The 24,539-nt window shown below is 69.2% G+C and carries 20 protein-coding genes and 1 tRNA gene; 7 read left to right on the top strand and 14 right to left on the bottom strand.

The genetic code is table 11. The annotated features are described in order from the left end of the window. Positions 1–13: 13 nt before the first annotated feature. The 5 genes from ACIA8F_RS02520 (at position 14) to ACIA8F_RS02500 (ending at position 4,889) form a co-directional block, all read left to right on the top strand. On the top strand, positions 14–388 hold the full coding sequence (locus ACIA8F_RS02520; protein WP_399376320.1) for an ATP-binding protein: 375 nt from the start codon (positions 14–16) through the stop codon (positions 386–388). A 386-nt stretch (positions 389–774) separates the two neighbouring features. Beyond that, positions 775–1,665: a peptidoglycan-binding protein gene (locus ACIA8F_RS02515; RefSeq protein WP_399376318.1), complete on the top strand. Its 891-nt coding sequence runs from the start codon at positions 775–777 to the stop codon at positions 1,663–1,665. Between the two features lie 75 nt (positions 1,666–1,740). After that, positions 1,741–2,028, top strand: coding sequence for a hypothetical protein (locus ACIA8F_RS02510; RefSeq protein ID WP_399376317.1), 288 nt, complete (start codon positions 1,741–1,743; stop codon positions 2,026–2,028). Further along, positions 2,025–2,288 carry a hypothetical protein gene (locus ACIA8F_RS02505; RefSeq protein ID WP_399376316.1) on the top strand — a complete coding sequence of 88 codons (264 nt, stop codon included), beginning with the start codon at positions 2,025–2,027 and terminating at the stop codon, positions 2,286–2,288. The genes ACIA8F_RS02510 and ACIA8F_RS02505 overlap by 4 nt, the downstream gene beginning before the upstream one ends. Positions 2,289–2,432: 144 nt before the next feature. Beyond that, positions 2,433–4,889 carry a YfhO family protein gene (locus ACIA8F_RS02500; RefSeq protein ID WP_399376618.1) on the top strand — a complete coding sequence of 819 codons (2,457 nt, stop codon included), beginning with the start codon at positions 2,433–2,435 and terminating at the stop codon, positions 4,887–4,889. Positions 4,890–4,997: 108 nt separating this feature from the next. Here ACIA8F_RS02500 and ACIA8F_RS02495 read toward each other — a convergent pair whose 3' ends face one another. The 10 genes from ACIA8F_RS02495 to ACIA8F_RS02450 all read right to left on the bottom strand — a co-directional run bounded on the left by ACIA8F_RS02495 (position 4,998) and on the right by ACIA8F_RS02450 (position 18,040). Further along, on the bottom strand, positions 4,998–8,897 hold the full coding sequence (locus tag ACIA8F_RS02495) for a DNA-directed RNA polymerase subunit beta' (protein ID WP_399376315.1): 3,900 nt from the start codon (positions 8,895–8,897) through the stop codon (positions 4,998–5,000). 97 nt (positions 8,898–8,994) lie between these two features. Further along, positions 8,995–12,477: a DNA-directed RNA polymerase subunit beta gene (gene rpoB, locus ACIA8F_RS02490; protein ID WP_266880605.1), complete on the bottom strand. Its 3,483-nt coding sequence runs from the start codon at positions 12,475–12,477 to the stop codon at positions 8,995–8,997. A gap of 588 nt (positions 12,478–13,065) precedes the next feature. Further along, positions 13,066–13,446: a 50S ribosomal protein L7/L12 gene (gene rplL, locus ACIA8F_RS02485; protein ID WP_330298069.1), complete on the bottom strand. Its 381-nt coding sequence runs from the start codon at positions 13,444–13,446 to the stop codon at positions 13,066–13,068. Positions 13,447–13,556: 110 nt separating this feature from the next. After that, positions 13,557–14,087, bottom strand: coding sequence for a 50S ribosomal protein L10 (rplJ, locus tag ACIA8F_RS02480; protein WP_215023401.1), 531 nt, complete (start codon positions 14,085–14,087; stop codon positions 13,557–13,559). A gap of 397 nt (positions 14,088–14,484) precedes the next feature. Continuing rightward, the gene (locus ACIA8F_RS02475; protein ID WP_399376314.1) at positions 14,485–15,009 is read right to left on the bottom strand and encodes a hypothetical protein; all 525 of its coding nucleotides are present in this window, start codon (positions 15,007–15,009) and stop codon (positions 14,485–14,487) included. Positions 15,010–15,087: 78 nt separating this feature from the next. Next, entirely contained in the window at positions 15,088–15,816 is a 729-nt protein-coding gene (rplA, locus tag ACIA8F_RS02470) for a 50S ribosomal protein L1 (RefSeq protein ID WP_399376312.1), read from the bottom strand. Between the two features lie 86 nt (positions 15,817–15,902). Then, positions 15,903–16,337, bottom strand: a complete 435-nt coding sequence (rplK, locus tag ACIA8F_RS02465; protein WP_053682632.1) for a 50S ribosomal protein L11 — start codon at positions 16,335–16,337, stop codon at positions 15,903–15,905. Positions 16,338–16,507: 170 nt separating this feature from the next. Next, entirely contained in the window at positions 16,508–17,494 is a 987-nt protein-coding gene (nusG, locus tag ACIA8F_RS02460; protein ID WP_399376311.1) for a transcription termination/antitermination protein NusG, read from the bottom strand. Between the two features lie 84 nt (positions 17,495–17,578). Next, a complete protein-coding gene (gene secE, locus ACIA8F_RS02455) occupies positions 17,579–17,860 on the bottom strand; it encodes a preprotein translocase subunit SecE (RefSeq protein WP_399376310.1) in 282 nt (93 codons plus the stop codon). Positions 17,861–17,967: 107 nt separating this feature from the next. Then, a tRNA-Trp gene (locus ACIA8F_RS02450) sits at positions 17,968–18,040 on the bottom strand. 190 nt (positions 18,041–18,230) lie between these two features. On the opposite strand from ACIA8F_RS02450, the gene ACIA8F_RS02445 reads away from it, so the two are divergent. Both ACIA8F_RS02445 and ACIA8F_RS02440 read left to right on the top strand, forming a co-directional pair. Further along, complete coding sequence (locus ACIA8F_RS02445; RefSeq protein ID WP_266955932.1) at positions 18,231–19,457, top strand: pyridoxal phosphate-dependent aminotransferase; 1,227 nt, start codon at positions 18,231–18,233, stop codon at positions 19,455–19,457. 277 nt (positions 19,458–19,734) lie between these two features. Then, positions 19,735–20,754 carry an adenosine deaminase gene (locus tag ACIA8F_RS02440; protein ID WP_399376308.1) on the top strand — a complete coding sequence of 340 codons (1,020 nt, stop codon included), beginning with the start codon at positions 19,735–19,737 and terminating at the stop codon, positions 20,752–20,754. 13 nt (positions 20,755–20,767) lie between these two features. On the opposite strand, the gene ACIA8F_RS02435 is transcribed toward ACIA8F_RS02440, so the two are convergent. From ACIA8F_RS02435 to ACIA8F_RS02420, 4 genes are all read right to left on the bottom strand, one after another. Beyond that, positions 20,768–21,184 (bottom strand): hypothetical protein, encoded by a 417-nt coding sequence (locus tag ACIA8F_RS02435; protein ID WP_399376306.1) that lies wholly within the window; start codon positions 21,182–21,184, stop codon positions 20,768–20,770. A 17-nt stretch (positions 21,185–21,201) separates the two neighbouring features. After that, complete coding sequence (locus ACIA8F_RS02430; protein ID WP_399376305.1) at positions 21,202–22,257, bottom strand: UDP-N-acetylmuramate dehydrogenase; 1,056 nt, start codon at positions 22,255–22,257, stop codon at positions 21,202–21,204. Between the two features lie 93 nt (positions 22,258–22,350). Beyond that, positions 22,351–22,800 carry a DUF3291 domain-containing protein gene (locus ACIA8F_RS02425; protein ID WP_399376304.1) on the bottom strand — a complete coding sequence of 150 codons (450 nt, stop codon included), beginning with the start codon at positions 22,798–22,800 and terminating at the stop codon, positions 22,351–22,353. A 130-nt stretch (positions 22,801–22,930) separates the two neighbouring features. Further along, positions 22,931–24,424, bottom strand: a complete 1,494-nt coding sequence (locus ACIA8F_RS02420) for a DHA2 family efflux MFS transporter permease subunit (protein ID WP_399376303.1) — start codon at positions 24,422–24,424, stop codon at positions 22,931–22,933. Between the last annotated feature and the right edge of the window lie 115 nt (positions 24,425–24,539).

Below are 24,539 nucleotides of genomic sequence, written 5' to 3'. Positions count from 1 at the left end.
GGAGAACCTCCCCATGAACATCGACCCGACCCAGCCCTGGGGCCTGGCCATCGACTACGCGGGCCGCGCCGTCGTCACGGAGGCCGGCCACACCGTCCAGGTCCGCGTCTACGACGCCGGCCTCGGCGGCGCCCTGGAACCCGACCCGGTCAGCGGCTACCCCTCCGTCTACGTCACCGCCCAGTTCACCGAGACCGGCGAGCTCGGCACCCAGCTCCGCGGCTCGGGCCAGGTGGTCCTGGACCCGGCCGGCACCGGCCCGGTGACCCCGGACCAGACCGCGGTGGCCACGGCGGTCGCAGCCGCCCTGGCCGACTTCCAGAGCCGCACCGAGGCCTACGCGGCCCTGTGCGAAGCCTGGCTCCCGCAGGCACCGCCGACCACCTGAGCCCCATCGGGACCGGACCCAGCCCGCCCGATCCCACCCCGCCGGATCCAGCCCACCCGACCCCACCCCGCCGGATCCAGCCCGCGCGCTCCCACCCCGCCGGATCCAGCCCGCGCGCTCCCACCCGGCAACGTCCGGCTCCGCCCGATCCCGCCCCGCCGCCAGCGGTCAGGGCGGTCCTTCAGCCCCGCCGGCGTTTGAGGCGCGGGGCCCGGGGCGGAGCCCCGGCAACGGCACCGCCCCGGACCCACCGCCCCGGCAACCGCACCACCCCGAACCCACCGCCCCGCGAGCCCGCCCCCGCACCCGACCCTGCCCCACGACCCACCCGCCCCGAGCCGGACGACCACCCGGCCGGGGCTTCTTCATGCCCGAAGGAGATCCACATGGCCACCCCCCTCACCGCCGACACCCTGCTGGCAGCGCTCCGCGCCGAAGGCGTGAACGTCGTCGAGCACCCCGGCTGGCGCACGCACAACCGCAACCACAAGGGCGCCTGGGGCCCGGTCAACGGCATCGTGATCCACCACACCGTCTCCACCGGCAGCGACAGCAGTGTCGCCCTCTGCCGCGACGGATACGCCGAGCTGCCCGGCCCGCTCTGCCACGGCGTGATCGACAAGGCGGGCACGGTGCACCTGATCGGCCACGGCCGCACCAATCACGCCGGCCTCGGCGACGGCGCCGTCCTTGCGGCCGTCGCCGCCGAGACCCCGCCGCCCGCGCCCCGCCGCAACGACACCGACGGCAACGCCCACTTCTACGGCTTCGAGTGCGTCAACCTCGGCAACGGCAGCGATCCCTGGCCCGCCGCCCAGCTCGACGCCATCGAGCGCGCCTCCGCCGCCCTGTGCCGGTCCCACGGCTGGAGCGCCCCGTCCGTGATCGGGCACAAGGAGTGGACCAACACCAAGGTCGACCCGCGCGGCTTCGCCATGGCCGACCTGCGCGCCCGCATCGCGGCCCGGCTCTCGGCCGCCCCGGGCGGCCAGCGCCCCACCCCGCCCGCCGACGGCAACGGCGCCCGCCACCAGCCCTTCCCCGGCGCCGGCTTCTTCACCGCCGCCCCGAACTCCCCGCTCGTCACCGCCATGGGCCGCCGCCTGGTCGCCGAGGGCTGCTCCGACTACTCCGTGGGCCCCGGCCCGCAGTGGTCGCAGGCGGACCGCCGCTCCTACGCGAAGTGGCAGCGCAAGCTCGGCTTCACCGGGGCCGACGCCGACGGCTGGCCGGGCCGCACCTCCTGGGACGCGCTGAAGGTCCCGTACACGGGCTGAAGCACCCGCACCCCCCGACCGCGCCCCCATACCCCCGCGCCCCACCCCCCGCACCGCCCGAAAGAAGGCCCCGCCATGTCCGAAGCCGCCAAGCGCACCCTGCGCACGCTCGTCCAGACCGCCCTGGCGATAGCCGTCCTGCTGCCCGCCCTGGTCGACGCGTCCGGCATCCCCGCCGCCCTGCCCTGGGTGGCCGCCGCCCTCACCGCCGCCGGCGCCCTCACCCGGGTGATGGCGCTGCCCGGCGTACAGGCCGTGCTGCCCGGCTGGCTGCGCACCGAGTGGCCGTACGACGCCGACCGCACGCTGCTGGCCCTCATCGCCCGCGACGAGCGCCCGGAGCCGCAGGACGAGCGCGCATGACCGACCCGCACCTGCCCGACCCGCTGTCCGTCGCCGTCGAACTGGAACGGCTGCGCGGCACCATGGAGGCGGGGTTCGCCCGGGTCGACGGCTCGCTCGCGCTGCTCGTGCAGCGCAGCGACCAGACCGACCGCCAGCTCGCGGACCACGAGTCCCGGCTGGACGCCCTGGAGCGGGCCCGCTGGCCGCTGGCCAGCGTCACCGCCATGGCGGCGGTCTCGGCGATCGCCATGACCGCCTGGCAGATCACCGCCCGGTGACCCGACCGCTCCGTGGGGGCGCCGCCCCGGCGGCCCCCCGCGGCGCCCGGCGGACCCTCCCCGCAGACCTAGACTGACGAGCCGGGACAAACCAACCCGCCGTACTTCGCAGTCGATCAGCAGGGGAGCAGAGCATTGGGGACCGTGGCCCCGGAGCCCACAACACAGGACAGTCCGCCCCCCGGTCCCGACCGGCCCGCCCCGCGCCGCGCCGCGCGCCTGTACGGACCGCTCCTCGCCTTCGTGATCGCCGCGGGCGCCTTCTGCGCGTCCTGGGCGGCCCGCGGCACCTTCCCCTTCGGGAACACCGCCCGGGCCCTCAACGACCAGGCCAACCAGTACGTGCCGTTCCACCGCGCCCTGTGGGACCTGGTCCACGGCCAGGCCGCCGGCGACCTCCTGTTCACCTGGCGCGGCGGCTTCGGCCAGCAGTTCCTGTCCGACTACTACACCTACCTCGGCAACCCCTTCTCCTGGCTGGCCGTCCTCGTCCCCCGCGCGCACGTGGACCTCGCCGTCTTCATGATCACGCCGCTGACGATGGGCACCGCCGCCGCCCTGATGGCCGTCTACCTGGGCAAGCTCCAGCCCGGCCCCTGGTGGCAGCGGGGCGTCCTCGGAGCCGTCTACGGCCTGTGCGGCTGGGCGCTCAGCGACGCCTCGTACATCCCCATGTGGATGTGGGGCCTGGTCGCGCTCCCGCTGCTGGGGATCGCCGTCGAATGGTGCCTGGAGGAACGCCGCTGGCCGGGGGTGGCGCTGCTGGTCGCACTCGCCTGGTTCGGGAACTTCTACACCGCGATGATGGCGACGATGGCCGCCTGCGTGCTGCTCGCCGTCCGCCTGATCGTCCTCGACCTGAGCCGGTCCCAGCGGCTGCGCGCCGTCTGGCGGGCCGGGACGGCCGCCGCGACGGGCATCCTGCTGACGCTCCCCCTCCTGCTGCCCTCGTTCCTCTCCAGCGGAGCCGCCCAGCCGACGAAGGCGGCCTCCTTCGATCCCGTCCGGATCGAGGTCTTCCTGACCGGCATGCTCCCCGGCACCTATCTGTGGGGCGGCCGGCCGCGGCTGTACGTGGCCTCGCTCGGCCTGATCCTGGCGGGAGCCTTCCTGCTCAACACGGGCATCGCCCGCAGGACCCGCCTGGTGTGGGCGGCGGCGACCCTGCTCGTCGTCCTGTCCTTCCAGTTCCCGCCCACCCAGTTCGTGTGGCACGGGCTGGCGGTGCCGAACGGCAATCCCTACCGCGAGGCCTTCGTCTTCAGCGGCATGGTGGTGATCGTCGCCTGGCTCTCGCTGGCCAACCGGCCGCGCCCGCTGCACCTGGCGCTGAGCGCCGCCCTGCTGGTCGTCGCGACCTTCGTGCTGCGCCACACCAACGACTTCGGCGGCGCCACCTGGCCGGCCGTCCTGGCCGGCGGCGCGGTCTCGCTCCTGGCCCTGATCCTGCTGACGCAGGGCGACAAGCGCCGCTTCCTCATCCCCGTGGCCGCGGTCCTGATGGTCGGCGTCGTCTTCGCCGAATCCACCGCCTCCGCGGTCAACGCGGACGAGCGCCGCGGACGCGAACGCTGGGCGAAGCCGATCGCCACGTCCAGCAAGTCGATCACGAACCACTTCGACGCCGTCCGCTCGGTCGACGGCTGGCCCGCCTACCGGACCGACTCGGGAGCCCCGCAGACCTCGTACAACGACGCCCTCTCGCTCCGGGCCGAGGGCCCGCAGTACTACAGCAGCTACCTCCCCGAGACCACGTACCAGGCCCTCGAACCCCTCGGCTACGGCTACAAGAACGACGGCCGCACCATCTTCGGAGCCAACAACCCGGTCCTGGACGCGATCTTCTCGATCGGCGCCCGCGCCGAACCGGGTCCCGAGAAGGGCAGCTGGACGGCCCGCACCTTCCCCGCCCCGCCGCTGGTCACCGTGCGCAGCGCCCCCTACACCTCCCCCAACCCCCCGGCCAGCGTCTACGCCCACCAGGAGCAGGTCCTCGGCGCCACCGTCTACGCGGTCCCGCCCGTCACCCGGGCCGGGAGCGCCACGCGGCAGACCTACGCCGCCCGCTGCGAGCCCGGCTCCGAGGCCTTCTGGTACTCCCCCGAGCTGTACGGCACCCTCACCTCCGGCGGCACCTCAAGGCCCCTGGAGGACAAGATGACCGGGGTCGTCGGCCTCGGCGAGGTCCCCGCGTCCGGCACGGTCGACGTCACCGTGGACACCCGCACCCAGGGCGCCACCGCCGGCGAACACCCCATCGGCTGCCTGAACCGGACCGCGCTCACCCAGGCCGTCGACCGCCTCACCGTCACGGGCGCCACCCGGGTCAGCACCGGCGGCCACACCATCGAGGCCACCCTCCCGAAGGGATCCTCCGGCACCGCCGTCATCGCCATGACCGACGTCCCCGGCTGGCAGTGCTCGGCCCCGGTCAAGAGCTTCCACGGCCTGGTCTCCCTGACCATCCCCCCGGGCACGAACAAGCTCTCCTGCACCTTCACCCCCAAGGGCCTCACCCCCGGCCTCGCCGCCGCCACCCTGGCCCTCCTGGCCCTCACCTCGGTCACCGTCGCAGGCTGGCGCCGCCGCCGGCGGGCCTGACCCGCGGAGCCCGCCACCACGGCCTCGCGGCCACGGGCCACGACACGAAGAAGCCCCCCGCCTCTCCTCTCGGAGCGGCGGGGGGCTTCTTCGTACTACCTAACGAGCTCAGCCGTTGTACGGGCCGTAGTCGTAGTCCTCCAGCGGGACGGCCTGGCCGGAGCCGGTGCCGAAGGGCGAGTAGTCGATGTCGTCGTAGCCGACGGCCGAGTACATCGCGGCCTTGGCTTCCTCGGTCGGCTCGACCCGGATGTTGCGGTAGCGGGCGAGGCCCGTACCGGCCGGGATGAGCTTACCGATGATGACGTTCTCCTTGAGGCCGATCAGGGAGTCGGACTTGGCGTTGATCGCCGCGTCCGTCAGAACCCTGGTCGTCTCCTGGAACGACGCCGCCGACAGCCAGGACTCGGTCGCGAGCGAGGCCTTGGTGATACCCATCAGCTGCGGACGACCGGAGGCGGGGTGACCGCCCTCGGTGACCACACGACGGTTCTCGGTCTCGAACTTCGACCGCTCGACCAGCTCGCCCGGCAGGAGCTCCGCGTCGCCGGACTCGATGATCGTCACGCGGCGCAGCATCTGCCGGATGATGATCTCGATGTGCTTGTCGTGGATCGACACGCCCTGCGAGTTGTAGACCTTCTGGACTTCGCCGACCAGGTGGACCTGGACCGCACGCTGGCCGAGGATGCGCAGCACGTCGTGCGGGTTGGTGGCACCCATGGTCAGCTTCTGGCCGACCTCGACGTGGTCGCCCTCGCCGACGATGACCTTGGCGCGCTTGGAGATCGGGAAGGCCGTCTCCTCGCTGCCGTCGTCCGGCGTGATGACGATCTTCTTCGTCTTCTCGGTCTCCTCGATCCGCACGCGGCCGGCGGCCTCGGAGATCGGGGCGACACCCTTCGGGGTACGGGCCTCGAAGAGCTCGACGACACGCGGCAGACCCTGCGTGATGTCGTCACCGGCCACACCACCGGTGTGGAAGGTACGCATCGTCAGCTGGGTACCGGGCTCACCGATGGACTGGGCGGCGATGATGCCGACCGCCTCACCGATGTCGACCAGCTTGCCGGTGGCGAGCGAGCGTCCGTAGCAGAAGGCACAGGTGCCGACCGCGGACTCACAGGTCAGGACCGAGCGGGTCTTGACCTCCTCGACGCCGTTGGCGACCAGGGCGTCGATGAGCACGTCACCGAGGTCGACGTTGGCCGGCGCGATGACCTTGCCGTCGATGACGACGTCCTCGGCCAGCATGCGGGCGTAGATCGAGGTCTCGACGTCGTCGGCCTTGCGCAGCACGCCGTCCTCGCCGCGAACGGCGATCTTCAGCTTCAGGCCGCGCTCGGTGCCGCAGTCCTCCTCGCGGATGATGACGTCCTGCGAGACGTCCACCAGACGACGGGTGAGGTAACCCGAGTCGGCGGTACGCAGGGCGGTGTCCGCCAGACCCTTACGGGCACCGTGCGTGGAGATGAAGTACTCCAGAACGGTGAGGCCCTCACGGAAGGACGCCTTGATCGGACGCGGGATGGTCTCGTTCTTCGCGTTCGACACCAGACCACGCATACCGGCGATCTGTCGCATCTGCATCATGTTTCCTCGGGCACCCGAGTCAACCATCATGAAGATGGGGTTCGTCTTGGGGAAGTTCGCGTTCATCGCCTCGGCAACCTCGTTGGTCGCCTTGGTCCAGATCGCGATGAGCTCCTGCGTGCGCTCGTCCTTGGTGATCAGACCGCGCTCGTACTGCTTCTGGACCTTCTCGTCCAGCTCCTCGTAGCCCTTGACGATGGCCTTCTTGGCCTCGGGCACGACGACGTCGGAGATGGCCACGGTGACGCCCGAACGGGTCGCCCAGTGGAAGCCGGCCGCCTTCAGGTTGTCGAGCGTCGCCGCCACGATGACCTTGGGGTAGCGCTCCGCCAGGTCGTTGACGATCTCGGAGAGCTGCTTCTTGCCCACCGAGTAGTCGACGAACGGGTAGTCCTCGGGCAGCAGCTCGTTGAAGAGCGCGCGACCCAGGGTCGTCTTCAGACGGAAGCTGTCGCCCGGCTGGAACTCCTGCTCGCCCTCTTCGGCGATCGGCGCGACCCAGCCGCGCGGCGGGATGGTGCCCACCGGGAAGCGGATGTCGACGGCCGACTGGAGAGCCAGCTCACCGTTGTCGAACGCCATGGTCGCCTCGGCGGTCGAGCCGAACGCACGGCCCTCGCCCTTGACGTCACGGAGCTCGCCGTCAGTGGTGAGGAAGAACAGACCCAGCACCATGTCCTGGGTCGGCATGGTGACGGGACGACCGTCCGCCGGCTTCAGGATGTTGTTCGAGGACAGCATCAGGATGCGGGCCTCGGCCTGCGCCTCTGCCGAAAGCGGCAGGTGCACGGCCATCTGGTCACCGTCGAAGTCCGCGTTGAACGCGGTGCAGACGAGCGGGTGGATCTGGATGGCCTTGCCTTCGACCAGCTGGGGCTCGAAGGCCTGGATGCCGAGGCGGTGCAGCGTGGGCGCACGGTTCAGCAGAACCGGGTGCTCGGCGATGACCTCTTCGAGCACGTCGTAGACGACCGTGCGGCCGCGCTCGACCATGCGCTTCGCCGACTTGATGTTCTGCGCGTGGTTCAGGTCGACCAGGCGCTTCATCACGAACGGCTTGAAGAGCTCCAGCGCCATGGCCTTGGGCAGACCGCACTGGTGCAGCTTCAGCTGGGGACCGACGACGATCACGGAACGCGCGGAGTAGTCCACGCGCTTGCCGAGGAGGTTCTGACGGAATCGACCCTGCTTGCCCTTGAGCATGTCACTCAGGGACTTCAGCGGACGGTTGCCGGGACCGGTCACCGGACGACCACGACGACCGTTGTCGAAGAGGGCGTCGACGGCCTCCTGAAGCATGCGCTTCTCGTTGTTCACGATGATCTCGGGGGCACCGAGGTCGAGGAGGCGCTTCAGACGGTTGTTGCGGTTGATCACGCGGCGGTACAGGTCGTTCAGGTCGGAGGTCGCGAAGCGGCCACCGTCCAGCTGCACCATCGGACGCAGGTCCGGCGGGATCACCGGCACGCAGTCCAGAACCATGCCCTTGGGCTTGTTGCTGGTCTGCAGGAACGCGGAGACGACCTTGAGGCGCTTGAGCGCACGGGTCTTCTTCTGTCCCTTGCCGGTACGGATGATCTCGCGGAGGCGCTCGGCCTCTTCGTCGAGGTCGAAGGACTCCAGACGCTTCTGGAGCGCCGCGGCGCCCATGCAGCCGTCGAAGTACGTACCGAAGCGGTCGCGCAGCTCGCGGTAGAGCAGCTCGTCGCCCTCGAGGTCCTGGACCTTGAGGTTCTTGAAGCGGGCCCACACCTCGTCGAGGCGGTCGATCTCGCGCTGGGCGCGGTCACGGAGCTGCTTCATCTCGCGCTCGGCGCCTTCGCGCACCTTGCGGCGCACGTCGGCCTTGGCGCCCTCGGCCTCGAGTTCGGCCAGGTCGCTCTCGAGCTTCTTGGCACGGCCTTCGAGGTCCGAGTCGCGTCGGTTCTCGATCTGCTGGCGCTCGACGGAGACGTGCGCCTCCAGGGACGGGAGGTCGCGGGTGCGGCGCTCGTCGTCCACGAACGTGATCATGTACGCGGCGAAGTAGATGACCTTCTCGAGGTCCTTCGGCGCGAGGTCCAGCAGGTATCCGAGGCGCGACGGGACGCCCTTGAAGTACCAGATGTGGGTGACGGGAGCGGCAAGCTCGATGTGGCCCATCCGCTCGCGGCGCACCTTGGCGCGGGTGACTTCGACGCCACAACGCTCACAGATGATGCCCTTGAAGCGGACACGCTTGTACTTACCGCAGTAGCACTCCCAGTCCCGGGTCGGACCGAAGATCTTCTCGCAGAAGAGTCCGTCCTTCTCGGGCTTGAGGGTGCGGTAGTTGATGGTCTCCGGCTTCTTGACCTCGCCGTGGGACCAGGTTCGGATGTCGTCCGCGGTGGCAAGGCCGATCCGCAGCTCGTCGAAGAAGTTGACGTCGAGCACTGTGCGTCAATCCCTCTTTCGGGGTCGAGTCTCAATCATGGTCTGAACGGTCCCGGGGATGACGGGGGGCTCTTGAGCGAGCCCCCCGTCAGGCCCGTCAGACCTCTTCGACGCTGCTCGGCTCACGCCGGGACAGGTCGATACCGAGCTCCTCCGCCGCGCGGAAGACGTCCTCGTCGGTGTCGCGCATCTCGATGGACATGCCGTCCGAGGACAGCACCTCCACGTTGAGGCAGAGCGACTGCATTTCCTTGATGAGCACCTTGAAGGACTCGGGAATGCCCGGCTCGGGGATGTTCTCGCCCTTGACGATGGCCTCGTAGACCTTCACGCGGCCGGTCACGTCATCGGACTTGATGGTCAGGAGCTCCTGGAGGGCGTAAGCGGCGCCATAAGCCTCGAGCGCCCACACCTCCATCTCACCGAAGCGCTGGCCACCGAACTGCGCCTTACCACCCAGCGGCTGCTGCGTGATCATCGAGTACGGACCGGTCGACCGAGCGTGGAGCTTGTCGTCGACCAGGTGGTGGAGCTTCAGGATGTACATGTAGCCGACCGAGACCGGCTCCGGGAACGGCTCGCCGGAGCGGCCGTCGAACAGACGCGCCTTGCCGGACGGGAGGACCAGGCGGTCCCCGTCGCGGTTCGGGATGGTGTGCTCGAAGAGGCCGGAGATCTCGTCCTCGCGGGCACCGTCGAACACCGGGGTGGCGACGTTGGTACCGGGCTCGACGCGGTCGGCGCCGATGACCTTCAGCCGCTCGGCCCACTCCTCCGCGAGGCCGGAGACGTCCCAGCCGCGGCTGGCGAGCCAGCCGAGGTGGATCTCCAGGACCTGTCCCGGGTTCATTCGGGACGGGACACCCAGCGGGTTCAGGATGATGTCGACCGGCGTGCCGTCCTCAAGGAAGGGCATGTCCTCGATCGGAAGGATCTTGGAGATGACACCCTTGTTGCCGTGGCGGCCGGCGAGCTTGTCACCGTCGGTGATCTTGCGCTTCTGGGCGACGTAGACGCGGACCAGCTGGTTCACGCCCGGGGGAAGCTCGTCGCCCTCCTCGCGGTCGAAGACGCGGACACCGATGACCTTGCCGATCTCACCGTGAGGAACCTTGAGCGAGGTGTCACGCACCTCGCGGGCCTTCTCACCGAAGATCGCGCGGAGCAGGCGCTCTTCCGGGGTCAGCTCGGTCTCGCCCTTGGGCGTGACCTTGCCGACCAGGATGTCGCCGGCGACGACGTCCGCACCGATGCGGATGATGCCGCGCTCGTCGAGGTCCGCGAGGACCTCCTCGGAGACGTTCGGGATGTCCCGGGTGATCTCCTCGGGGCCCAGCTTGGTGTCACGGGCGTCGACCTCGTGCTCCTCGATGTGGATCGAGGAGAGGACGTCGTCCTGTACGAGGCGCTGCGACAGGATGATCGCGTCCTCGTAGTTGTGACCTTCCCAGGGCATGAACGCCACGAGCAGGTTCTTGCCGAGGGCCATTTCGCCCTCTTCGGTCGCAGGACCGTCGGCGAGGACCTGGGACTCGATGATCCGGTCACCCTCGTTGACGATGACCTTCTGGTTGACCGAGGTGCCCTGGTTCGAGCGGGAGAACTTGGCGACGCGGTACGTGGTGTACGTGCCGTCGTCGTTGGCGACGGTGATGTAGTCGGCCGAGACCTCCTGGACGACACCGTCCTTCTCCGCACGGATCGAGTCACCGGCGTCGACCGCACAGCGGTACTCCATGCCGGTGCCGACGAGCGGCGCCTCCGCCTTGATGAGCGGAACGGCCTGGCGCATCATGTTCGCGCCCATGAGGGCACGGTTGGCGTCGTCGTGCTCGAGGAAGGGGATCATCGCGGTGGCGACGGACACCATCTGGCGCGGGGACACGTCCATGTAGTCGACGTCGTCGCCGGCGATGTAGTCGATCTCGCCGCCACGACGGCGAACCAGGACGCGGTTCTCCGTGAAGCGCATCTCGTCGGACAGGCCGGCGTTGGCCTGGGCGATGACGAAGCGGTCTTCCTCGTCGGCCGTCAGGTAGTCGACCTCGTCGGTGACGACGCCGTCGATGACCTTGCGGTACGGGGTCTCGACGAAACCGAACGCGTTGACGCGGCCGTAGGACGCGAGCGAGCCGATCAGACCGATGTTCGGGCCTTCAGGGGTCTCGATCGGGCACATGCGGCCGTAGTGCGACGGGTGAACGTCTCGGACCTCGAAGCCGGCCCGCTCACGGGACAGACCACCGGGACCAAGCGCCGACAGACGGCGCTTGTGGGTGAGACCCGACAGCGGGTTGTTCTGGTCCATGAACTGCGACAGCTGGCTGGTGCCGAAGAACTCCTTGATGGAGGCGACGACCGGCCGGATGTTGATCAGGGTCTGCGGCGTGATCGCCTCGACGTCCTGGGTCGTCATCCGCTCGCGGACGACGCGCTCCATACGAGCCAGACCCGTACGGACCTGGTTCTGGATGAGCTCGCCGACGTTGCGCAGACGACGGTTGCCGAAGTGGTCGATGTCGTCGGTCTCGACGACGATCGAACGACCCGACTCACCGACGGTCTCGGTCTCACCGGCGTGCAGCTTGACCAGGTACTTGATGGTCGCGATGACGTCGTCGGTGGTGAGCACGCCGGCGTCCAGCGGCTCATCGGCGCCGAGCTTCTTGTTCACCTTGTAGCGGCCGACCTTCGCGAGGTCGTAGCGCTTCGGGTTGAAGTAGAGGTTCTCGAGCAGCGTCTGAGCGGCCTCACGGGTCGGCGGTTCGCCCGGACGCAGCTTGCGGTAGATGTCGAGCAGCGCGTCGTCCTGGCCCTGGGTGTGGTCCTTCTCCAGGGTGGCGCGCATGGACTCGTACTCGCCGAACTCCTCGAGGATCTGCTCGGTGGTCCAGCCGAGAGCCTTCAGGAGGACGGTGACGGACTGCTTGCGCTTGCGGTCGATGCGAACACCGACCATGTCGCGCTTGTCGATCTCCATCTCGAGCCAGGCACCCCGGGAAGGGATGATCTTGGCGGCGAAGATGTCCTTGTCGGACGTCTTGTCGATGGAGGAGTCGAAGTAGACACCGGGGGAACGGACGAGCTGCGACACGACGACACGCTCGGTGCCGTTGATGACGAAGGTGCCCTTGTTGGTCATGAGCGGGAAATCGCCCATGAAGACCGTCTGAGACTTGATCTCTCCGGTCTCGTTGTTCGTGAACTCGGCAGTGACGAAAAGCGGCGCCGCGTACGTGAAGTCGCGGTCCTTGCACTCGTCGACCGAGTTCTTCGCCGGCTCGAAACGGTGGTCGCGGAACGTCAGCGACATCGACCCGGAGAAGTCCTCGATCGGCGAGATCTCCTCGAAGATCTCTTCCAGACCGGACTTGGTGGGAACGTCCTGTCCGCTCTCAAGCGCCGACTCGACGCGAGACTTCCAGGCGGCGTTGCCGAGCAGCCAGTCAAAGCTCTCGGTCTGCAGCGCCAGGAGGTTCGGAACCTCGAGGGGCTCCTTGATCTTTGCAAAGGAGATGCGCAGCGGGGCGGTGCTGGCACCGTTGTTCGTATTGGTCGAGGCGTTGCGCGAGGCGGCCAAGAGGGGGTCCTTCCGAGGGCTCGGACTCACTACGCGCGTACCGGTCCCAGCTGACACAGAAGACAAGCGCCCCCCATCTGGTCAAAAGGACCAGCTCAGGGCCGTTCAATCAAGTGTGCTCATGCGTGGGCATGCCCCTGGCGACGGGCAGGGGACAGCTAACAGGCAGCGCAAAGGGTCAGTGTAGCCACTAGGCTCACTGATGTCCAGACCAGGTTTCCGGAAACCGGCAACAGGCCTTCCCCATGTCGTTGAAACAACCTTGCGTCCCGCCCGGCTCGCATACAGAGCGCGTAGCAGTACTGCCCTCTTCGTAGTCGATCCATGCCCGATACGGAACCGATCCATGCCTCGGATCTCGGATCGGGCCTGCCGATCTCACGACGGATCTGAGAATTGCGCGCCGCGTCCCGTTCGTCAAGGCCCCCTGCTCCGAGCGGATCATCGAAGGACCCTGCCGCAGAGCAACGAAGATCACCCTACTCCCCAACGAGACTGGGGCAAGTCAGGCACTCCGGGTACGCCAAAGGGCGACCACCCTTACGGGTGATCGCCCCTTGAAAGGGTCCCAGAAGGGGCCCAGAGGTGTTACTTGACGGTCACAGACGCGCCGGCAGCCTTGAGGGACTCGGCAGCCTTGTCAGCGGCCTCCTTGGCGACCTTCTCGAGGATCGGCTTCGGAGCGCCGTCGACGAGGTCCTTGGCCTCCTTGAGGCCCAGGGAGGTGAGCTCGCGCACGACCTTGATGACCTGGATCTTCTTGTCGCCAGCGCCCTCGAGGATGACGTCGAACTCGTCCTGCTCCTCAGCGGCCTCAGCGGCAACCGGGGCACCCGGACCGGCAACGGCGACGGCCGCGGCGGCGGTGACGTCGAACTTCTCCTCGAACGCCTTCACGAACTCGGAGAGCTCGATGAGGGTGAGCTCCTCGAACTGAGCGAGCAGGTCTTCCTGGCTGAGCTTCGCCATGATGGGCGATCCTTCCACTAAATCGGCAGGTGCCGGATGTATATAGAGGCGGGCGTAACGGCCCGCTTTGACCCACGCACTAGGCGGCGTGGATCAGTGCGCGAGCCGAATTACTCGGCACCGCCCTGCTCGGCGAGCTTGACGCGAAGCGCTTCCGCAGTGCGGACGAACTTCGACGGCAGCGCCTGGAAGAGCGAGGCAGCCTGAGACTGCTTGCCCTTGAACGCGCCGGCCAGCTTGCTGAGCAGAACCTCGCGGGACTCGAGGTCCGCAAGCTTCTTGATCTCATCGGCGGTGAGCGCCTTACCATCAAGGACACCCGCCTTGATGATGAGGTTCGGGTTTTCCTTGGCGAAGTCACGCAGGCTCTTCGCCGACTCCACCGGGTCACCGGTGATGAAGGCGACCGCGGTGGGACCAGCGAAGTGCTCGTCCAGCGCGGTGATCCCGGCCTGGTTGGCCGCAATCTTGGTCAGCGTGTTCTTCACCACGGCGTACTGGGCGTTCTCACCGAGAGAGCGACGCAGCGTCTTGAGCTGCGCGACGGTGAGACCCCGGTACTCGGTCAGCACGGCGGCGTTCGAGTCGCGGAACTGGTCCGTGAGCTCGGCTACCGCGGCAGCCTTGTTGGGCGTCGGCATAGTGCGTCGGCCTCCTTCCGGGTGATGAGGACCGCTCAGAAGGGGCATAAACACGAAACGCCCCGGCGCAGGCGCCAGGGCGTAGCTCAACCGGAACGGATTCCGGGAACTTTCCTTGAACACCTGCGCAGGACGTCCGCAGTTAGCGGATCCTTCGGCCACCGCCCCCTTGCGGGCACGGCAACGACCAGCGGTCTTTGGCTTCTCCCGAAGAGTACGGGAACCACCCGATGAGGAGCAAATCCGCCCCCGGGGACGCCCTTCCGGCCCCCCGCAGGACCCCTCAGGACCGCTCGGGACCCTTCGGGCCCGCGCGTCCGGATCCCCGTCAGGGCCCCTGTCCGGGGCTCAGCGCCCCATGACCTCGTCGAAGTCCACCGTGTCCGCCGCCGGCGGCTCAGCAACGGCAGGAGCCGTGCCGAAGGCTGAGAACACCGCCTCCGTCCGGAGCGGACCGTTCGCGGCCCCCGCCTCCGTGGACTCGTAGCGGACGGGGTACCCGTCCTTGCCGATCCACAGGTCGACGCGGAGCTCCTTGACGTCCTTGAGCGCCTCGTGGAGGTCCTGGCGGTTCCTTCTCGTCCATGACCTTCGTGGCCTCGTCCGCCTTCAGCAGCTCCGGGCCGGTAAGGATCGCCTTGTAGTGCTCGGCGTCGGTACCCCCGACCTGCTCGGCGCCCACGTGCCGGACGGTGTCCTGCCCGAGGAGCATCCCGAGGTACTCGGCCGGGTCCTCGCCCCGCCGCGCGACCGGCTTCCCGTCCGCGGCCAGGTTCATCTTCATCCAGGACTTGCCCTTCACGGGCTTGTCCAGCCTGGTCCAGATGACGTCGCCGATCATGACCGAGCGCTTGTCGGCGCCGTCACTCTTCGCCCCGTCACCCGCACCCTTGCCCGCACCCCTGCCCGCGGCGGGGAACACGAGAACGGGCCCTTCGCTCCCCAGAGGGGGGCGAAGGGCCCGTTCGGGCAACTCAGCGGGCCGTCAGGCCCGGCTCAGTCAGACCGCGGCCGGGTCTTCCTCGACGAGGAGGTTCCGGGTGCGGTTCTGGTCCAGCAGGATGCCGGGGCCCATGGTGGTGCTGAGGGCGGCCTTCTTGATGTAGCGGCCCTTCGCGGCGGACGGCTTCAGACGAAGGATCTCGTCCAGGGCCGCGCCGTAGTTCTCGACCAGCTGGTCATCGGAGAAGGAGACCTTGCCGATGATGAAGTGCAGGTTCGAGTGCTTGTCGACGCGGAACTCGATCTTGCCACCCTTGATCTCGGTGACAGCCTTCGCGACGTCCATCGTGACGGTGCCGGTCTTCGGGTTCGGCATCAGGCCACGGGGACCGAGCACGCGGCCGAGGCGGCCGACCTTGCCCATGAGGTCCGGCGTGGCGACAACGGCGTCGAACTCGTTGAGGCGGTTGCCCTTGGCGATCTCGTTGATGAGCTCGTCGTCGCCGACAATGTCGGCGCCGGCGGCTTCCGCGGCCGCAGCACGGTCACCGGTCGCGAAGACCAGGACCCGGGCGGTCTTGCCGGTGCCGTGCGGGAGGTTCACGGTGCCGCGGACCATCTGGTCGGCCTTGCGCGGGTCTACACCCAGGCGGAAGGCGACCTCGACGGTGCCGTCGAACTTCGTGGTGGAGGTCTCCTTGGCGAGACGGACGGCCTCGAGCGGGGCGTACAGCTTCTCCCGGTCGACCTTGGCGTCCGCAGCGCGGAGAGTCTTGCTGCGCTTCACTTCTGCTCCTGTGTTGTGGCTTCAGGTGTGGAGTCGTGGTGCGGACCAGCGCTTGGCCCTACCACTGTGGTGCTGGGGTGGCTGAATCAGCCTTCGACCGTGATGCCCATCGAACGCGCGGTGCCGGCGATGATCTTCTCGGCCGCGTCGATGTCGTTGGCGTTCAGGTCAGGCATCTTGAGCGTGGCGATCTCGCGAACCTGGTCACGCGTAAGCTTCGCGACCTTCGTCTTGTGCGGCTCGCCAGAGCCCTTCTCCACGCCGGCGCTCTTCAGGATGAGGCGCGCGGCCGGCGGCGTCTTGGTGATGAAGGTGAAGGAGCGGTCGTCGTAGACCGTGATCTCCACCGGCACGACCATGCCACGCTGCGACTCGGTCGCGGCGTTGTAGGCCTTGCAGAACTCCATGATGTTGACGCCGTGCTGACCGAGCGCGGGGCCGACCGGCGGAGCCGGGTTGGCCGCACCGGCCTTGATCTGGAGCTTGATAAGCCCCGTGATCTTCTTCTTCTTGGGAGGCATTGCTCTCTCCGGGTCCTAGTGAGAGTTTTCGCCGCCAATCCGGTCATCCGGATGGAGGCATACCGCACCACGATAACGGGTATCGGTGCGAGGCTGAAAACCGAGCAGGTCAGACCGCCCGCAAGGGGGCAATCTGACCTGTCCGGAAGCGTGTGCCAGAAGGCTGTGGATCAGTTCTTCTGGATCTGGTCGAAGCTGAGCTCGACCGGGGTCTCGCGGCCGAAGATCTCGACGAGACCCTTGACCTTCTTCGAGTCCGGGTTGATCTCGTTGATGGTCGCCTGCAGCGTCGCGAACGGGCCGTCGGTGACGGTGACCGAGTCGCCGACCTCGAAGTCCAGGACCTCGATGGCGCGCTTGACGGCGGGCGCCGGCAGACCGGCCTCTTCCGCTGCCAGCTTGGCGGCCTTCTCCTGCAGCTCCGGGGCGAGCATCTTGACGATCTCGTCCAGGGTCAGCGGGTACGGGTCGTACGCGTTGCCCACGAAGCCGGTGACGCCCGGGGTGTTGCGGACGACGCCCCAGGACTCGTTCGTCAGATCCATGCGGACGAGAACGTAACCGGGCAGCTTGTTCTGCCGGACGTTCTTGCGCTCGCCGTTCTTGATCTGGACGATCTCTTCCTCGGGCACCTCGGCCTGGTAGATGAAGTCCTCGACGTTGAGCGAGACGGCGCGCTGCTCCAGGTTGGCCTTCACGCGCTTCTCGTAGCCGGCGTAGGTGTGGATGACATACCACTCGCCGGGCAGGAGGCGCAGCTCTTCGCGCAGGGCCTGGATGGGGTCGACCGGCTCGGCGGGCTCGGCGTCGGCGGCCTCGACGGCCTCCGCGTCGTCCTCGGCCTCGTCGTCCTCGTCGGAAGCCTCGTCGGAGACCTCGTCGGAGACCTCGTCGTCGGAGGCTTCCTCGTCGTTGTCCTCGTCGGACTCGTCCTCATCGGACTCGTCGTCGGCCTCTTCGGCCTCCGCGTCGTCCTCGGCCTCGGGGTCGACCTCGTCCTCGACGTGCAGCGCGGCCTCTTCGGCGGCGACACCCGCCTCGGCGTCGGCGAGCTCGGCCTCGTCGGGGTCCACAGCGTCTGCAGCCTCGACGATGTCGAGCTCGTCCTCGACGGACTCGACGGAGTCGGGGCTCACGTTCAGGTTCGGGTCAGACACGGTGGCTGCTTCTTCCTGGATACAAAAGGTGGTCGAACATGCGAAAACGGGCGGCACCCATCAAGGCGCCGCCCTCCGCGGGGATCAGCCGAAGACGAACTTGATGGCTTCCTGGAACCCATAGTCAATCACGGTCACCAGACCGATCATGATGACGACGAAGGCAATCACCACAGTGGTGTACGTCGTCAGCTGGTTGCGAGTGGGCCAAACAACCTTGCGGAGTTCCGCGACGATCTGGCGGTAGAACAGCGCGAGACGACCCAGAGGGCCCTTCTTGCCGCGCTTGCCGCCCTTGCGGGCCTTCTTCTCGCGAGTGTCATCCTCGGCGTCAGGCATGTCGATGGAGCCCAGGGCGTCCGTCACGTCTCTCACCTGAATCCGGGTCGTGGCCGTAGCCGCGCCCGGTTGCGCCGCACGGCACTGCATCTAAGTACGTACCTGCGCACACACTTCCGAGAAGGAGTGTGGAGCAGGGCCGGAGGGACTCGAACCCCCAACCGCTGGTTTTGGAGACCAGTGCTCTACCAATTGAGCTACGACCCTTTGCGTGTCCCAACCTACCGCATCCAGACGAGTGCACGGTGTGCTCACGCTCTGCAGCGTTTGGCAGGGCCAACGACGGTTGAGTGTACGTGGTCCGGGCCCTGACGTCGAACAGCACCGTCCGGACAGCTTCCGTCCGGTAACTGAAACGGAGTGCGGCGCTCGTTTCCCGTCTGGGACGATTGGCCGCATGACCTCTGAAACGCCTTCCGCCGAGCGCCGCGTATCCGCCCGTATCGGTGCCATCTCCGAGTCCGCCACCCTCGCCGTCGACGCCAAGGCCAAGGCCCTCAAGGCCGCCGGGCGTCCGGTGATCGGTTTCGGCGCGGGTGAGCCCGACTTCCCGACCCCGGATTACATCGTCGACGCCGCGGTCGAGGCCTGCCGCAACCCCAAGTACCACCGCTACACGCCGGCCGGCGGTCTGCCCGAGCTGAAGGCCGCCATCGCCGCGAAGACGCTGCGCGACTCCGGCTACGAGGTCGACGCCTCCCAGGTCCTGGTGACCAACGGCGGCAAGCAGGCGATCTACGAAGCGTTCGCGGCCATCCTGGACCCGGGTGACGAGGTCATCGTCCCGGCGCCCTACTGGACCACGTACCCGGAGTCGATCCGTCTCGCCGGCGGTGTCCCGGTCGAGGTCGTCGCCGACGAGACCACCGGTTACCGGGTCTCCGTCGAGCAGCTGGAGGCGGCCCGCACGGAGCGCACGAAGGTCGTCCTCTTCGTTTCCCCGTCGAACCCGACCGGCGCCGTCTACTCCGAGGCCGACGCCGAGGCGATCGGCCGCTGGGCCGTCGAGAAGGGCCTGTGGGTCCTGACCGACGAGATCTACGAGCACCTGGTCTACGGCGACGCGAAGTTCGTCTCGCTCCCGGCGATCGTTCCCGAGCTGGCCGACAAGTGCATCATCGTCAACGGCGTCGCCAAGACGTACGCCATGACGGGCTGGCGCGTGGGCTGGGTCATCGGCCCGAAGGACGTGGTCAAGGCCGCGACCAACCTCCAGTCGCACGCCACCTCCAACGTCTCCAACGTGGCCCAGGTCGCGGCGCTGGCCGCCGTCTCCGGCAACCTGGACGCCGTCCACGAGATGCGCACCGCCTTCGACCGCCGCCGCCAGACGATGGTGCGGATGCTGAACGAGATCGACGGCGTCTTCTGCCCGACCCCCGAGGGCGCCTTCTACGTCTACCCGGCGGTCAAGGACGTCCTCGGCAAGGAGATCCGCGGCAAGCGCCCGCAGACCTCCGTCGAGCTCGCGGCCCTGATCCTGGACGAGGCCGAGGTCGCCGTCGTCCCGGGCGAGGCCTTCGGCACCCCCGGCTACCTCCGCCTCTCCTACGCCCTGGGCGACGAGGACCTGGTCGAGGGCGTCTCCCGCATCCAGAAGCTCCTCGCGGAGGCGAAGGCCTGAGCCTCCGGCCCTCCCGCAGCAGCCCCTGAGCGGCGGTTCCCTTCCGGGGGAGCCGCCGCTCAGGCGTTCTCCGGCCGGCTCCAGCCCTATCCAGCCCCTCCGGCGTTTGAGGAGCGGGGTCCGGGGCGGAGCCCCGGGGAACGGGCGAAGGGCGGGGAGGGGACGAGCCCCGCGCAGCGGCACCCCGGCGCCCCCGACCCCAGGATTTACGTTCGGGCAAGCCCCCGTTCAGGGAATCGGGCTGCAGCCCGGGGTGAAAGTGCGGCAGGATCAACAAATGGAGCACGTACGCGATCTCACGCTTCTGCCGAAAGCCCACCTCCACCTGCACTTCACCGGCTCGATGCGCCCGTCGACCCTGCTGGAGCTCGCCGACAAGTACGGCGTCCGCCTCCCGGACGCCCTCACCTCCGGCGAGCCACCGAAGCTGCGCGCCACGGACGAACGCGGCTGGTTCCGCTTCCAGCGGCTCTACGACGCCGCCCGCTCCTGCCTGCGCGAACCCGACGACATCCGCCGCCTGGTCCGCGAGGCCGCGGAGGAGGACGTCCGCGACGGCAGCGGGTGGCTGGAGATCCAGGTGGATCCCACCTCCTACGCCCCCCTCCTCGGCGGGATGATCCCGGCCGTCGAGATCATCCTCGACGCCGTGGACGCCGCCTCCCGCGAGACCGGCCTCGGCATGCGGGTCGTCATCGCGGCCAACCGCATGAAGCACCCCCTCGACGCCCGCACCCTGGCCCGCCTCGCCGTCCGCTACGCCGACCGCGGCATCGTCGGTTTCGGCCTGTCCAACGACGAACGCCGCGGCATGGCCCGCGACTTCGACCGGGCCTTCGCCATCGCCCGCGAGGGCGGCCTCCTCGCGGCCCCGCACGGCGGCGAGCTCACCGGCCCGTCCTCCGTCCGCGACTGCCTCGACGATCTGCACGCCGCCCGCATCGGGCACGGCGTACGGGCCGCCGAGGACCCCCGCCTGCTCAAACGGCTCGCCGACCGCCAGATCACCTGCGAGGTCTGCCCGGCGTCCAACGTCGCCCTCGGGGTCTACGAACGCCACGAGGACGTCCCGCTGCGCACCCTCTTCGAGGCCGGGGTCCCGATGGCCCTGGGTGCGGACGATCCGCTGCTCTTCGGGTCCCGGCTCGCAGCCCAGTACGAGATCGCCCGCCGGCACCACGCCTTCACGGACGCGGAGCTCGCCGAGCTGGCCCGTCAGTCGGTGCGCGGCAGCGCGGCGCCCCCCGAGGTGCAGGACAAGCTGCTGGCCGGGATCGACCACTGGATCGCCTCGTAGGGGGCGGCCCGCCTCAGCGCGTGAGCCGCAGGTCGCCCTCGTGGCAGTCGGCGCGCACCCGGGCGCCGTCCGGGAAGCCGATCTCCAGGTGGGTGCGCCCCTGCGCGGGCAGGGCGAACTCGGCGACCGATTCCACGGTGTCGCCGAGGTGGCGCAGGAAGGGGTGGTCTCCGAGGTCCTCGCCGACCTCGATGCGGCCCCACTCCCCCATGTCGTAGGCCTCGTGCGGCGCCTCGGATTCCACGATCAGGCAGGCGTCGGATCCGGTGGTGATCCGGGTGGACTCCCCGTCGCTGTCGAGGAGCCAGACGTCGAGGGGCGCCTCGGAGCGTTCGCCGTCGCTGATGTGCCAGGACGCGACGACCCTTCTGATCGTGCGTCCCACCAGCCGGGTGGGGTCCGTACCGGCCCCGTGCAGGGGACAGAGCATGGGCGGGCCGGGGCTCCTCAGATGCTGACGCCGACCGTCACCGGTTCGTTGACCAGGGTGACGCCGAAGGCCGCGTGGACGCCCGCGACCACCTCGCGGGCCAGGGCGAGGAGGTCTTCGGTGGTGGCCTCGCCCCGGTTGGTGAGGGCGAGGGTGTGCTTGGTGGAGATGCGGGCGGGGCCGTCGCCGTAGCCCTTGGTGAAGCCGGCCTTGTCGATCAGCCAGGCCGCGCTGGTCTTCGTACGGCCGTCCCCGGCCGGGTACGCGGGCGGGGCGGTCTCGGGGCCGAGCCGCTCCTGGGCGCGGGCGAGGAAGGCTGCGTAGGCCTGGTCGCCGAGGATCGGGTTGTGGAAGAAGGAGCCGGCCGACCAGGTGTCGTGGTCGGCGGGGTCGAGGACCATGCCCTTGCCGGCGCGCAGCCGCAGGACGGTCTCGCGTGCCTGCGCCGCGGGCACCCGGTCGCCGGCCCGCACGCCGAGGGCGCGGGCCGTCTCGGGGTACTTGACCGGCGCGGACAGGCCGCCCGCGTCTTCCAGGGCGAAGCGGACGCGCAGCACCACGTACCGGTCGGGCTGGTGCTTGAAGAGGCTGTCGCGGTACGAGAACGCGCAGTCGGCGGCCGGGAGCGTGACCGTTTCCCCGCGCGTGCGGTCGTAGGCGACGACCTCGGTGATCGTGTCGCAGACTTCCTGGCCGTACGCCCCGACGTTCTGGATCGGGGTGGCGCCGGCCGAGCCGGGGATCCCGGCGAGGCATTCGATGCCCGCGAGCCCGGCGTCGACCACGCGGGCGACTGCCTCGCTCCAGTTCTCGCCGGCCGCGAGCTCCAGCCCGGTCCCGTCGAGGGCGAAGCCGGTGGTCGCGATCCGCAGGGCGGTGCCGTCGAAGCCCTGGTCGCCGATGACGAGGTTGCTGCCGCCGCCGATGACCAGGAGCGGGGTGCCGCTCTCGTCCGCGGCGCGGACGGCGGCGACGACCTCGGCGTCGGTGGTCGCGGTGACCAGCCGGGCGGCGGGGCCGCCGAGCCGGAAGGTGGTCAGCGGGGCGAGGGGGGCGTCGTGGAGTTCCTGCACGTGGACAAGAGTACGGTCCGCGTCCCCCCGAGCGGGCGGGGCCACGGACCGCATGCGTACCGCAGGGCCGTACGGGGACGCCAACGGCCCGCCTCAGCCGTGTCCCTCTCTCTTCTCCTCTTCCTTCTTCTCTTCCGTCCTCGCTTCCTTCTCCTTCTCAGCCTCGGCGAGGCGGCGCTCCGCCTCGGCCCAGCTGATGGGGAGCTCGCTCGCCGGGACGGTCCAGAAGACGAACCCGGCCTCCTTCGTGTAGGCGGCGGCCGCCCGGGAGCTGGAGCGGTGCGGTTCGCTGCCCGCGAAGCGGTAGAGCGCGCTCCGGTCCTCCCAGGCGGACAGGGTCAGGAAGGTGCGGCGCATGACCCGGGCCCGCAGGGCGACCCCGTGGGCGCCGGGAGCCTTGCGCGTCTGGAGGACGATGCCGGGCGACTTCAGGAAGAACTTCAGTGCTCCGCCCAGGCTCTCCGTCTCGAATCGGGAGGCCATGACGTAGACCTCGGAGCCGGGGGCGGGGCGGGTGGGCGTGGACCAGGGGATGTCGGGCATGACGGGCCTTCCCTAGGTTGCTCTCTGTTCTTACGGAACTGCGTGCGTCTTACGGAACTGCGTGCGGCGCAGCGGCTGCGGTTCCCCCCGCCGGCCACCGCGCAGGCACCGGCCGGCGAGCGGGACCCGCTCAGACGGCCGCTTTCTCGGTGGCGCGCCCGTCGGCCGAGGCCACGGCCGGGCCGCCCGCCGGCGGGTCGTCCGATGCCCGCTCCGCCGTCGGCAGGGACTCCGCGGCCCGGGTCTTCTCCGCGGCCCGGCCGGGGAGCAGCAGGGCCAGGACGGCCGCCAGGGCGACGGCCGCGCCGCCGATCCACAGGGCGGGGACGGTGCCGTCGGTGAAGGACTGCCCGGACTGGTAGCCGCCCTGGGCGGAGAAGACGGAGGCGAGGACGGCGACGCCGAGGGCTCCGCCGACTTCGCGCAGGGCGCTGTTGGCTCCGGCGGCCTTGCCCTGGTCGGCGGGGGCGACGGTGGACATGAGGGCGTTGGAGGCGGGGGCGAAGAACAGGCCCATCCCGATGCCACTGATGATCATCGCGGGGAGCTGGGCGGCGTAGGAGACGTCGGTGCCCAGGATCACGGCGAACCAGCCGAGGCCGACGGCCTGGAGCGCCAGTCCGGCGACCACGACGGGACGGCTGCCGATCCGGTCGGAGAGGATCCCCGAGATCGGGGCGGCGATCATGGGCATGGCGGTCCAGGGGAGCATGCGCAGCCCGGCTTCGGTGGGCGAGTAGCCGAGAACGCCCTGCAGGAACTGACTCAGCAGGAAGATCGAGCCGAACATCCCGACGAACATCAGCAGGCTGGCCATGTTGATGCCGAAGAAGCCCCGGTCCCGGAAGAGGCGCATGGGCAGCACGGGGTTGGCATTGCGGAAGCCGTGGTGGATGAAGCCGCCCACGAGCGCGGCCCCTACGAGCAGCGAAGTGAGCACGGGAAGGCTGGTCCAGCCGTGCGCGTTGGCGTTGACCAGCCCGTAGACGATGCCGAAGAGCCCACCGCTGATCAGAACGGTGCCGGGGACGTCGAGCTTCGCCTGCGGGGCGGTGGACTCGCCGAGCTTCATCCGGGAGAGCGGCATCAGGGCCAGTCCGACCGGGACGTTCAGCCAGAAGATCCACTGCCAGGAGATGTGCTCGGTGAGGCTGCCCCCGATGAGCGGCCCGCTCGCGACGGCGAGGCCGGTGAGGGCTCCGTAGATGCCGAGGGCCATTCCGCGCCGGGCGGCGGGGACGGCGACGGTCAGCAGCGTGAGCGAGAGGGGCATCATGACCGCCGCGCCGATTCCCTGGACGGCGCGGGCGGCGATGAGCTCGTTGATGCCGGGCGAGAGGGCCGCGGCGGCGGAGGCGACGGTGAACACGGCCGTGCCGGCGATGAAGAGCCGGCGGCGGCCGAACCGGTCACCGAGGGCCGCGCCGAACATGAGCAGGACGGCGAAGGTGAGCGTGTACGCGTTCACCGTCCATTCCAGGTCCTCCAGCTTGCCGCCGAGGTCCTCGCGGATGGACGGGAGCGCGGTGGTGACGACGAGGTTGTCGAGCGCGGCCATGAAGCTGGCGGCCCCGGTGATGACGAGGGCCCAGACCGCAGGCCCGCGAAGCTTGGTGTCTTGCACGTTTCCCCCAAAACTAGTTATTGATCACTAACTTCAACGGACAGACCTGAACCCGGCACCCGGCACCGGCCGATGCGCGGCAGCGGGACAGCGCGACAGGACGCGGCCGGCGAGC

It is taken from the genome of Streptomyces sp. NPDC051563 (assembly GCF_044454225.1).
GTDB lineage: Bacteria > Actinomycetota > Actinomycetes > Streptomycetales > Streptomycetaceae > Streptomyces.
Note: the sequence above shows the minus strand (reverse complement) of the source record. Positions and strands in the feature narration are given on the sequence as shown.